Origin of the sequence: Escherichia sp. WS2035, from assembly GCF_046487065.1 — a bacterium.
In the GTDB taxonomy this organism is placed as follows: domain Bacteria; phylum Pseudomonadota; class Gammaproteobacteria; order Enterobacterales; family Enterobacteriaceae; genus Escherichia; species Escherichia coli.
In genome coordinates this window covers 1-11334 of record NZ_JBJQKD010000032.1, presented here as the reverse complement: position 1 = coordinate 11334, position 11334 = coordinate 1, and the positions used below count along the sequence as shown (strand labels likewise).

General features: G+C 48.6%; 11 protein-coding genes and 2 pseudogenes. 6 read left to right on the top strand and 7 right to left on the bottom strand.

The genetic code is table 11. The annotated features are described in order from the left end of the window. Positions 1-508: 508 nt before the first annotated feature. From mef(B) to sul3, 4 genes are all read left to right on the top strand, one after another. Positions 509-1738, top strand: a complete 1230-nt coding sequence (mef(B), locus tag ACJHX4_RS26370; protein WP_032492336.1) for a macrolide efflux MFS transporter Mef(B) — start codon at positions 509-511, stop codon at positions 1736-1738. A gap of 145 nt (positions 1739-1883) precedes the next feature. Then, complete coding sequence (locus tag ACJHX4_RS26365) at positions 1884-2747, top strand: SDR family oxidoreductase (RefSeq protein WP_000612791.1); 864 nt, start codon at positions 1884-1886, stop codon at positions 2745-2747. A 37-nt stretch (positions 2748-2784) separates the two neighbouring features. Further along, positions 2785-3030 carry a GrpB family protein gene (locus ACJHX4_RS26360; RefSeq protein WP_001354008.1) on the top strand — a complete coding sequence of 82 codons (246 nt, stop codon included), beginning with the start codon at positions 2785-2787 and terminating at the stop codon, positions 3028-3030. 468 nt (positions 3031-3498) lie between these two features. After that, a complete protein-coding gene (gene sul3 / locus ACJHX4_RS26355; protein ID WP_000034420.1) occupies positions 3499-4290 on the top strand; it encodes a sulfonamide-resistant dihydropteroate synthase Sul3 in 792 nt (263 codons plus the stop codon). 2 nt (positions 4291-4292) lie between these two features. Here the strand turns inward: sul3 and ACJHX4_RS26350 are convergent, their stop codons facing one another. Beyond that, positions 4293-4568 carry a hypothetical protein gene (locus ACJHX4_RS26350; RefSeq protein WP_109023896.1) on the bottom strand — a complete coding sequence of 92 codons (276 nt, stop codon included), beginning with the start codon at positions 4566-4568 and terminating at the stop codon, positions 4293-4295. A gap of 22 nt (positions 4569-4590) precedes the next feature. On the opposite strand from ACJHX4_RS26350, the gene ACJHX4_RS26345 reads away from it, so the two are divergent. Then, positions 4591-5223 carry an IS256 family transposase gene (locus ACJHX4_RS26345; protein WP_020802982.1) on the top strand — a complete coding sequence of 211 codons (633 nt, stop codon included), beginning with the start codon at positions 4591-4593 and terminating at the stop codon, positions 5221-5223. Positions 5224-5469: 246 nt separating this feature from the next. On the opposite strand, the gene qac is transcribed toward ACJHX4_RS26345, so the two are convergent. From qac to dfrA12, 6 genes and pseudogenes are all read right to left on the bottom strand, one after another. After that, on the bottom strand, positions 5470-5802 hold the full coding sequence (gene qac, locus ACJHX4_RS26340; protein WP_000800531.1) for a quaternary ammonium compound efflux SMR transporter QacL: 333 nt from the start codon (positions 5800-5802) through the stop codon (positions 5470-5472). Positions 5803-5924: 122 nt separating this feature from the next. After that, a pseudogene (gene aadA1 / locus ACJHX4_RS26335) lies at positions 5925-6763 on the bottom strand (ANT(3'')-Ia family aminoglycoside nucleotidyltransferase AadA1). Between the two features lie 92 nt (positions 6764-6855). Then, positions 6856-8115 (bottom strand): chloramphenicol efflux MFS transporter CmlA1, encoded by a 1260-nt coding sequence (locus ACJHX4_RS26330; RefSeq protein ID WP_000095725.1) that lies wholly within the window; start codon positions 8113-8115, stop codon positions 6856-6858. A 214-nt stretch (positions 8116-8329) separates the two neighbouring features. Then, positions 8330-9168: pseudogene (locus ACJHX4_RS26325) on the bottom strand (AadA family aminoglycoside 3''-O-nucleotidyltransferase). Between the two features lie 5 nt (positions 9169-9173). Continuing rightward, positions 9174-9464, bottom strand: coding sequence for a DUF1010 domain-containing protein (locus ACJHX4_RS26320; protein WP_001336345.1), 291 nt, complete (start codon positions 9462-9464; stop codon positions 9174-9176). 111 nt (positions 9465-9575) lie between these two features. Then, on the bottom strand, positions 9576-10073 hold the full coding sequence (dfrA12, locus tag ACJHX4_RS26315) for a trimethoprim-resistant dihydrofolate reductase DfrA12 (protein ID WP_001083725.1): 498 nt from the start codon (positions 10071-10073) through the stop codon (positions 9576-9578). 144 nt (positions 10074-10217) lie between these two features. On the opposite strand from dfrA12, the gene intI1 reads away from it, so the two are divergent. Then, complete coding sequence (intI1, locus tag ACJHX4_RS26310; RefSeq protein WP_227088352.1) at positions 10218-11330, top strand: class 1 integron integrase IntI1; 1113 nt, start codon at positions 10218-10220, stop codon at positions 11328-11330. Positions 11331-11334 lie beyond the last annotated feature (4 nt).

Below are 11334 nucleotides of genomic sequence, written 5' to 3'. Positions count from 1 at the left end.
TTTATTATGGTGATCCCCTGGGCGAAATGCGCCTGGTAAGCAGAGTTTTTGAAATGTAAGGCCTTTGAATAAGACAAAAGGCTGCCTCATCGCTAACTTTGCAACAGTGCCAGTTGTTCGGGGTGCGAAAACAGTCGTAGTTCGGGGAAAAAACCGAATTTTGACCCAAAACCGCGAAAAACTCGAAATGACAGTTCCTATCAGTTGAAGTGTAATGCAAAATATTCAGGAAAAGAGGGTCGGCATTCGTAGTACGCTGTCGTTCTTGAAATTACACTAAAAACGTGCTACAATAAAAAAATTGAAGCGGGGTAGAAATATGTATTTGATATTCATGTAATTTAGTTTTTAAGCACTGCCCTTTTAAGGGTTTATTTGTTGTGCTTAAAGACATATTTACATGAGTATATCCTCGCTTTTGAAGACCTCCTTGTAAAATTATGTCTTTCTGCACGAACAACGCTTAGGCAGTTGTTCGTTTTTAATTTTATATAAGGAGATTTCTATAATGAACAGAATAAAAAATTGGAAGAAACAATTTGCTGTAATATACACAGGGCAGGCTTTTTCAATCTTGGGTTCTGCCGCAGTGCAGTTCGCTGTTATCTGGTGGCTGACCATCCAGACTGAATCCGCAATCACCTTGACGATTGCATCCTTAGTTGCCTTTCTCCCCAATATGTTAATCGGACCCTTTGCCGGTGTGTGGATCGACCGATACAACCGCCGAACAGTAATGATTTTAGCTGACGGTCTGGTAGCTGTATCCAGCATCATCCTTGGGGCAGCATTTTTACTTGTGGAAACACCCCCTATTTGGTTTATCTACATTGTTTTATTTTTGCGTGGATTGGGGAATACCTTTCACGGTCCAGCTATGCAAGCGGCGATACCCATGTTTGTGCCAGCAGATATGTTGACCAAAGCAGGGGGCTGGGGAAATATGATCCAATCAATATCCAACATGATGGGGCCTGTGCTGGGTGCTGCGCTTATGTCATTTCTACCTATTTCCTCCATTATGATTGTGGATATACTGGGAGCCGCTTTTGCGATAGTTTGCCTCCTATTTGTTATAATTCCAGACATTACGCAAACCAATGAGAAGATGAGTGTATTGTCTGACATGAAGCAGGGCTTTATCGCAATGAAAGCAAATAAACCTTTAATGGCTGTGTTTTCCCCCATGCTGCTGATGACCATACTTTATATGCCATTAGGTTCTCTGTTCCCTCTACTGGCACGCAGCCACTTTATGGGTGAAGCCTGGCACAATAGCATTGTGGAATTTGTCTTTGCAGGTGGATTGCTTCTTTCATCTTTGGTTATCGGTGTATGGGGCGGCATGAAAAGAAGGTTTTTCATGGCATCCTTAGCTATTGGCTTAATGGGTCTGGCTACACTGATTAGCGGAGCGCTACCGACAAGCGGTTTTTGGATATTTGTTATATGCTGCTTCTTCTTGGGCGCCTCTGGCACATTTATGAATGTTCCTGTTATGGCTTATGTTCAAGAAAGCATTGCCCCTGAAATGATGGGCAAGGTGTTTTCCCTTTTGATGACCGCCATGACTCTTTCTATGCCGATAGGCTTACTTGTTGCAGGTCCGGTTGTTGAGGTTATAGGTGTTAATACATGGTTTTTCTGGTCTGGTGTTGCGTTGATAGTAAACGCTGTTCTCTGCCGCATTCTGACACGACGCTATGACAAAGTAACAATGAAACCGCAAGTGGACTGAAAAAAGGACCGGGTTGATGATAATTTGTAGTGGTGAGCTTCTGGGAGTACAAAACAAAGTGCTCAAAATTGTCGGGCTCATGGCGTTTAACGGTATTAATTTCGCTTATAATAATCTTTCTATAATAGCCTAAAGGAGAATATCTATGATACCTAATAGCGAAAATAAAAGAGTATGGTTTATTACCGGAGCAAGCAAGGGGCTTGGCTATGCTTTTACATGCGCCGCCTTGAAAGCCGGGGATAAAGTTGTTGCAGTTGCAAGGACTATCGATAATTTGGCGAAGCTAGAAGAAACATATCAAGAGAGCTTACTGCCATTAAACCTCGATGTTACAGATAGGGAGGCTGTTTTTTCTACGGTTGAAACAGCAGTTAAACATTTCGGTAGGCTTGATATTGTTGTTAATAATGCGGGTATCATGACTATGGGTATGATTGAAGAACTAAACGAATCCGATGCTCGGAAACTAATGGACACAAACTTTTTTGGAGCTCTTTGGGTTTGTCAGGCAGTGATGCCCTATTTGAGGTCGCAGCGTTCTGGACATATCATACAGATTACAAGCATTGGCGCTATTATCTCGGGTCCGATGTCTGGTATTTACAGTGCAAGTAAATTTGCGCTGGAAGGAATGAGTGAAGCCTTAGCAAAAGAAGCGGAACATTTCGGAGTGAAACTCACTATGGTGGAACCAGGAGGATATTGGACAGATTTATACACTTCGATGAGTTACAGCAATCCATTAGATTCATACGGTACACTGCGCGATGAGCTGGCGAAACAGTATTCCGAAGATTCGGTCGATAGTGATCCTTCCTTGGCAGCGGAAGCCCTTATGAAATTAGTAGCCAGCAATAATCCGCCTTTGAGGCTTATCCTTGGCAGCATGGTATACGATTTGGCGATGGATACCTTAAAAGCACGGATGGCTACCTGGGAAGAATGGGAAGCTGTTAGCCGTGCATCAGAAAAGGCTATTCCTGCACCGGAGAGATATGGAGTATAATACCAAACATGGTTTTTGAGGCAAGGACGAAACTATCATGAAAATTGAAATTATGGAATATAACCCGGATTGGACAAAGAATTTTGAAGAAGAGAAAATAAAATTGCTCCATTTTTTCGGTTCTCATGCCGTAGCCATTGAACATATCGGAAGCACGGCGATACCCAATCAACGGGCGAAACCGGTTATAGATATATTTATTGGCGTTTCGCCTTTTGCTGAACTACCTTTTATCAGCGCATTTTTAATGCAAAGGAGTATCACCACACTCCGACAGATATGACAGGCAGATATTTGTTTGCAAAATATACAAATGAAGTTTGGACCCATAATCTTCTTGCTTTGGTGTAGGTATAATACCCAAAAACGAAGTTTATGCGGAACAGGATAACACCTCGAAATCGGAGTTTATATGGCTTCGTGGGGGAGTTATGTGTTTGAGCTTTGTCGCATTAACGCGAATCAGGGGTTGACGGCAGAAATAGACTGGAATTACACTTCTTGGAGTCGGCGTTGCCGGAAAATTCTGATTGGATTAGTTGTTCGGGGTGCGAAAACAGTCGTAGTTCGGGGAAAAAACCGAATTTTGACCCAAAACCGCGAAAAACTCGAAATGACAGTTCCTATCAGTTTTCATAATGAATTAAAACAAAAAAATTAGGCTGCAAAGATAGGGAAAATGTGTCAATTTGCGTAAGTGATAATTAGTCAATTAAGATAAATGCTACTTTTGTAATCAAAGCAAAATGATATGAGCAAGATTTTTGGAATCGTAAATATAACCACCGATAGTTTTTCCGATGGAGGACTTTATTTAGATACAGATAAGGCAATTGAGCATGCTCTGCATTTGGTTGAAGATGGAGCAGATGTGATTGATTTGGGAGCCGCTTCCAGTAATCCTGATACAACTGAAGTGGGCGTTGTGGAAGAAATCAAAAGACTCAAACCTGTCATTAAGGCTTTAAAAGAAAAAGGCATTTCTATTTCTGTTGATACATTTAAACCTGAGGTTCAGAGTTTTTGCATAGAACAAAAGGTTGATTTTATTAATGATATTCAAGGTTTTCCTTATCCTGAGATTTATTCAGGCTTGGCAAAGTCAGATTGCAAACTTGTGTTGATGCACTCCGTTCAGCGAATTGGTGCAGCTACTAAAGTTGAAACGAATCCGGAAGAGGTTTTTACTTCCATGATGGAATTTTTTAAAGAAAGAATTGCTGCTTTAGTTGAGGCTGGTGTAAAGCGTGAACGAATTATTCTTGATCCGGGTATGGGCTTCTTTTTAGGCTCTAATCCAGAAACATCTATTCTTGTTTTGAAGCGTTTCCCTGAAATTCAAGAAGCTTTTAATTTGCAAGTAATGATTGCAGTGTCACGGAAATCATTCTTAGGTAAAATAACTGGAACCGATGTGAAATCTCGTTTAGCACCAACTCTTGCAGCAGAAATGTATGCATACAAAAAAGGTGCAGATTATCTCCGCACCCATGATGTTAAGTCTTTATCAGATGCCTTGAAAATATCCAAAGCCCTAGGTTAGTTTTATTTTTTTAGCTTTCTAAATGAATATGCTATACTTGCTCTGAAGTTGTGTTGGCGTACTTGACTTAGGTCTGGATCTTTCGAACTGTTACTAAGAGGGTAATCATAGCCAAACATAAACTGGAAATGTCCTAATTCTAAACCTGTTCCAATACCTACACTATAATCAAGAGGACTTAAACTTCCATCACTTCCAAAAGGTTTTGTGTACTTCTCTTGAGTTTTCGTAGCTAAATAGTAGTGTTTGTTGGTAAATCCAAATAATCCAATATTCAATCTTGCGACCGGGAAAGTCCTCTTGAAAGTACCACAAGTTCGCGGGATGGAGTTTTATCCCAGCTGCATCGAGAAAGGCATGCGCAGTGAGCGTGCTCTCAAGCTCGCCATCGCCGAAATGTATGTCAAAGGAGTAAGTACCCGCAGGGTCTCGGATATCGTCGAAATTCTTTGTGGCACCGAAGTCAGCTCGTCCCAGGTCAGCAGGCTGGCAAAGGAGCTCGATGAAGAGATTACGTCTTGGAAGGCGCAGCCTGTCGGACAGATTCAATACTTGGTACTTGATGCGACCTATGAATCGGTTCGCGTCGGTTCCCATGTGGTCAAGCAGGCGCTTCTAGTGGCTATTGGCGTTGATTACAGCGGGAATCGGCATATTCTTGACGCCGAAGTCGCGAACAGTGAGGCAGAGGTAAACTGGCGTTCCTTTCTCGAGGGTCTCGTACGACGAGGGATGCACGGCCTGCGAATGATCACCAGTGATGACCACTCAGGACTGCGCGCGGCAATCGATGCTGTCTTCCCTGGAATTCTGTGGCAACGCTGCCAGTTTCATCTGCAGCAGAATGCCCACTCCTACGTCACGAAAAAAGATGAGATCCCGCTGATAGCCGCTGATATTCGGAAGGTGTTCAATCGGAATATGTCAAGATAGTTTATGCCAGATTTTTGAGAGGTTTGCATCAAGCAGCCTTCGAAAGAGGACGGCATGACATTGAGACCGGCAAGGCGTCGTAGATACGCACTTTCCCAGTACGCCACCGTAAGGGGTTTTTCTCTTTGGCAGCAAGAATGGTTTGGTTTCTTTTTTCCTCGGCGCCGTAGGCGTCCGACTAACACCTGAATTAAGCCGCGCCGCGAAGCGGCGTCGGCTTGAATGAACTGTTAGATGCCAGCCCGATCAATGTGCGCTGACCTTGGATAGCAGATTTAGAACGGCGACGCCACTAACGATAAGTCCCATGCCAACGAACGCCCACAAGTCTAGTTTCTGGCCATGGAAGATCCAAGCGATAGCTGCCACAAGTACGATGCCGAGGCCAGCCCAAACAGCATAAGCAATGCCGACCGGGATGGACTTGAGTGCGAGAGAGAGGAAATAGAACGCAAGCCCGTAGCCAGCCACAACTACAACAGAAGGAACTAACTTGGTGAATCCATGGCTGGACTTCAGTGCGGAAGTTGCGACGACCTCACCAAATATTGCAATAGCCAGAAAGAGCCAGTTCTTCACGTGCAATCTCCTCTACGGTATGAAGGATAAATAGTGGTGGCTATGAGTTGCCAAAAACAGTCTTGCGGCTGTCGATTTTCTGTGAGCATACGCAACGCCAAATCTGGCATCTAACGCTTGAGTTAAGCCGCGCCGCGAAGCGGCGTCGGCTTGAACGAATTGTTAGACATTATTTGCCGACTACCTTGGTGATCTCGCCTTTCACGTAGTGAACAAATTCTTCCAACTGATCTGCGCGGGAGGCCAAGCGATCTTCTTCTTGTCCAAGATAAGCCTGTCTAGCTTCAAGTATGACGGGCTGATACTGGGCCGGCAGGCGCTCCATTGCCCAGTCGGCAGCGACATCCTTCGGCGCGATTTTGCCGGTTACTGCGCTGTACCAAATGCGGGACAACGTAAGCACTACATTTCGCTCATCGCCAGCCCAGTCGGGCGGCGAGTTCCATAGCGTTAAGGTTTCATTTAGCGCCTCAAATAGATCCTGTTCAGGAACCGGATCAAAGAGTTCCTCCGCCGCTGGACCTACCAAGGCAACGCTATGTTCTCTTGCTTTTGTCAGCAAGATAGCCAGATCAATGTCGATCGTGGCTGGCTCGAAGATACCTGCAAGAATGTCATTGCGCTGCCATTCTCCAAATTGCAGTTCGCGCTTAGCTGGATAACGCCACGGAATGATGTCGTCGTGCACAACAATGGTGACTTCTACAGCGCGGAGAATCTCGCTCTCTCCAGGGGAAGCCGAAGTTTCCAAAAGGTCGTTGATCAAAGCTCGCCGCGTTGTTTCATCAAGCCTTACGGTCACCGTAACCAGCAAATCAATATCACTGTGTGGCTTCAGGCCGCCATCCACTGCGGAGCCGTACAAATGTACGGCCAGCAACGTCGGTTCGAGATGGCGCTCGATGACGCCAACTACCTCTGATAGTTGAGTCGATACTTCGGCGATCACCGCTTCCCTCATGATGTTTAACGCCTGAGCTCAGCCGACCGAAACCGCGTAGCGGTTTTGGGTCGGCTGCAGCGATTTGTTGGGCGATAGCTTGCCACATTCTCTCAACGATTGGGATTTGATGTACTTTCCGCACTTTGTAGCGCGACCACATCATGCTCCCCCTGGCCGCGAGAGCCCTTCACTCGGGAAACACAAGACAGACCGAGCACGACTGTTGCAAGGGTCAAACAGTACACGACAACCGGCCAAGCCGTGTTGCGCGGCAACAGCGAAATGATCAACGTTCCGATGCTTCCTAGCAGTACACCGCCCAAGCAGAAGTAGACTGCCGTGACCGTTCCAGCAACATGGTCGAATCCTCGAAGAGCGCCATTGGGCGCCACAGATACCGCTGTGGCGACACCAATACCCACTAGCCACATTGGAGCAATAAAGCCTAACACGGACTGCAAAGCCCATATTTCGGTGATGGCAAGCAATACTGCTCCAGCTATCAGGCATCCCATTCCCATTCGCAAGACACTTGGGCTGCCCCACTTGGGTATCACACGCCCCATAAAACGAGCCGTAAACACCATGGCAATTGCCACTGTGGCGAACAGCAGGCTGAAGCCAAGCTGAGACACACCTTGCCTGCCCATCATTAGTCCGGGCGCAATGGAGAAAAAGACGAAGAAGCTACCCATTCCAGCGGCGTAACACAACGTGTACAACCAGAAGTTCAGGCACTTAACGGGGAGTAGCAGCTGCGACCATTGCAAGCCCGCAACTCGTTGCACCCGGGTTTCAGGCCAGAATCGCCACGCTGCTGCAGATGCAGCGATCATGCCCAAACCTAGAAACGCAAAGATAGCCCGCCACCCAAGCCACATGTCGACGAGCGCTCCGAGCAATGGACCTACCGCCGGGACCATGGCCAGCATGGATCCGAGTATGCCGTAAATGACATTACTTTCCTCGCGACCTGCGTAAATGTCACGTACTGTTGCAAATGTGGAAACAAGGCACGCCGAGGCACCACAAGCCTGAAGAATCCGAAGCCCCAGAAAGACTTCAGCCGATGACGTAAGAGCGAGGCCCATTGACGCCACAACGTAGGCGAGGCCACCTCCCAGTAGAACGGGGCGGCGCCCCAGTCGGTCCGATAGCGGTCCAAACAAGAGCTGACCGGCACCAATCATGACCAAGTACGTTGTCAGCGTAAGCTGAATTGTGCTCGCTGTCGTACCAAGCGCGTTTGGCATAAACGGCACTGCTGGCAAGTACATGTCCATGCCGAGTGATGCCAATAAATCGAACGGTGATAACAACAACACCGTGGCGGCAAGGGAGTACCGCCAACTAAAGTTTTTTGAGCTCACGAAACCATCTCCTTGAACAAAGGATTTGGCGGCGCTCCCGTAGAGCAAAAGGATTCATGAGAACGCCGCAACAACCGAAAAATGAAGGTTGCTGCGGCTTACTTGTCTGCGTTCTTGGAAGTGCTCATCTGCTGACTATCTCATGATTGAATTTGAATCGTAACAACTTTCAAGCAACTCTGCAAGGAGCCTTATTGTGCGCCCAACGCCGGAGTTAAGCCGCCGCGCGTAGCGCGGTCGGCTTGAACGAATTGTTAGACATCATTTACCAACTGACTTGATGATCTCGCCTTTCACAAAGCGAATAAATTCTTCCAAGTGATCTGCGCGTGAGGCCAAGTGATCTTCTTTTTGTCCCAGATAAGCTTGCTTAGCTTCAAGTAAGACGGGCTGATACTGGGCAGGTAGGCGTTTTATTGCCCAGTCGGCAGCGACATCCTTCGGCGCGATTTTGCCGGTTATTGCGCTGTACCAAATGCGGGACAACGTAAGCACTACATTTCGCTCATCGCCGGCCCAGTCGGGCTGCGAGTTCCATAGCTTCAAGGTTTCCCTCAGCGCCTCGAATAGATCCTGTTCAGGAACCGGGTCAAAGAATTCCTCCGCTGCCGGACCTACCAAGGCAACGCTATGTTCTCTTGCTTTTGTAAGCAGGATAGCTAGATCAATGTCGATCATGGCTGGCTCGAAGATACCCGCAAGAATGTCATTGCGCTGCCATTCTCCAAATTGCAGCTCGCGCTTAGCCGGATAACGCCACGGGATGATGTCGTCATGCACGACAAGGGTGACTTCTATAGCGCGGAGCGTCTCGCTCTCGCCAGGGAAAGCCGAAGCCTCCATAAGGTCATTGAGCAATGCTCGCCGCGTCGTTTCATCAAGCTTTACGGCCACAGTAACCAACAAATCAATATCGCTGTATGGCTTCAGGCCGCCATCCACTGCGGAGCCGTACAAATGCACGGCCAGCAACGTTGATTCCAGATGGCGCTCAATGACGCTTAGCACCTCTGATAGTTGGTTCGAAATTTCGATGGTCACCGCTTCCCTCATGATGTCTAACGGGCGAGGTAAGCCGACCGCAGAATGCGGGTCGGCTTGACCGAAATGTTAGAACCAGAAGCCAAAACGGATAACTTGAATTTGGCGACGGGCGCTAACCGTGAAAAAACGCTGCGCCACCGAGGCGGCACAGCACTGCAAAAACGATAGCTGCTTGCGCTTGCTACGCAAGGGCTAGAGGCCAAAAAGACTGAAAACCTGCGCAGCCCATGCAGGCGAAGCCCGGAAAAAAGGCAAAACAGGCACTGAATAACGCCTGAAAAGCTAAATGCCGTTTGAATAAACATGAGCTAAATAAAGCTGGGTTTCAGTGGTGCTAACGTTGGACGTAACGAGAGCCGGAGCGCAGCGGAGGGAACCAAAATGCGCAGCATTTTGGCGTCCCGTTGACGGAATGGTTAGCCGTTTCGACGCGCATAAACGGAGTGGGTGTACGGAATTACAGCTTGAATGGTTTCGGTTGAGACAAGCTCGAATTCTGTTTCGTTGAGCATTGGGAAGAAGGCGTCACCCTCGAAGGTTTGATGTACCTCAGATAGAAACACGCCGTGGGCGTGAGGTAGTGCCAGAGTGTATATCTCAGCTCCGCCCGCGACGTAGAGTTCATTGCCGAGTTCGGATGCCAAAGCGATAGCGTGCGACAGCGTTGAAACAACTACGCAGCCAGTGGCGCGGTAGTTAGCTTGGCGTGAGATTACCAATGTGTGACGGTTCGGTAGAGGCTTGCCGATAGACTCAAAGGTCTTTCGCCCCATGACAACGACTTTTCCCTCAGTGAGTCTGCGAAAAATCTTCTGCTCACCCGGAATTTTCCAGGGGATATTAGGACCATTGCCAATAACCCGATTGGCTCCCATCGCAGCAACGAGATAAATGCGTACTGATTCCGAGTTCATATGGCTAACTTTGTTTTAGGGCGACTGCCCTGCTGCGTAACATCGTTGCTGCTCCATAACATCAAACATCGACCCACGGCGTAACGCGCTTGCTGCTTGGATGCCCGAGGCATAGACTGTACAAAAAAACAGTCATAACAAGCCATGAAAACCGCCACTGCGCCGTTACCACCGCTGCGTTCGGTCAAGGTTCTGGACCAGTTGCGTGAGCGCATACGCTACTTGCATTACAGCTTACCAACCGAACAGGCTTATGTCCACTGGGTTCGTGCCTTCATCCGTTTCCACGGTGTGCGTCATCCGGCAACCTTGGGCAGCAGCGAAGTCGAGGCATTTCTGTCCTGGCTGGCGAACGAGCGCAAGGTTTCGGTCTCCACGCATCGTCAGGCATTGGCGGCCTTGCTGTTCTTCTACGGCAAGGTGCTGTGCACGGATCTGCCCTGGCTTCAGGAGATCGGAAGACCTCGGCCGTCGCGGCGCTTGCCGGTGGTGCTGACCCCGGATGAAGTGGTTCGCATCCTCGGTTTTCTGGAAGGCGAGCATCGTTTGTTCGCCCAGCTTCTGTATGGAACGGGCATGCGGATCAGTGAGGGTTTGCAACTGCGGGTCAAGGATCTGGATTTCGATCACGGCACGATCATCGTGCGGGAGGGCAAGGGCTCCAAGGATCGGGCCTTGATGTTACCCGAGAGCTTGGCACCCAGCCTGCGCGAGCAGCTGTCGCGTGCACGGGCATGGTGGCTGAAGGACCAGGCCGAGGGCCGCAGCGGCGTTGCGCTTCCCGACGCCCTTGAGCGGAAGTATCCGCGCGCCGGGCATTCCTGGCCGTGGTTCTGGGTTTTTGCGCAGCACACGCATTCGACCGATCCACGGAGCGGTGTCGTGCGTCGCCATCACATGTATGACCAGACCTTTCAGCGCGCCTTCAAACGTGCCGTAGAACAAGCAGGCATCACGAAGCCCGCCACACCGCACACCCTCCGCCACTCGTTCGCGACGGCCTTGCTCCGCAGCGGTTACGACATTCGAACCGTGCAGGATCTGCTCGGCCATTCCGACGTCTCTACGACGATGATTTACACGCATGTGCTGAAAGTTGGCGGTGCCGGAGTGCGCTCACCGCTTGATGCGCTGCCGCCCCTCACTAGTGGGCACTGTTGCAAAGTTAGCGATGAGGCAGCCTTTTGTCTTATTCAAAGGCCTTACATTTCAAAAACTCTGCTTACCAGGCGCATTTCGCCCAGGGGATCACCATAATAAA

Bases quoted from the DNA above. Each gene is read 5' to 3' on its own strand.
- ACJHX4_RS26365 (WP_000612791.1), top strand. From the start codon at position 1,884: ATGATACCTAATAGCGAAAATAAAAGAGTATGGTTTATTACCGGAGCA.
- sul3 (WP_000034420.1), top strand. From the start codon at position 3,499: ATGAGCAAGATTTTTGGAATCGTAAATATAACCACCGATAGTTTTTCC.
- ACJHX4_RS26360 (WP_001354008.1), top strand. From the start codon at position 2,785: ATGAAAATTGAAATTATGGAATATAACCCGGATTGGACAAAGAATTTT.
- ACJHX4_RS26320 (WP_001336345.1), bottom strand. From the start codon at position 9,464: ATGTTTATTCAAACGGCATTTAGCTTTTCAGGCGTTATTCAGTGCCTG.
- intI1 (WP_227088352.1), top strand. From the start codon at position 10,218: ATGAAAACCGCCACTGCGCCGTTACCACCGCTGCGTTCGGTCAAGGTT.
- dfrA12 (WP_001083725.1), bottom strand. From the start codon at position 10,073: ATGAACTCGGAATCAGTACGCATTTATCTCGTTGCTGCGATGGGAGCC.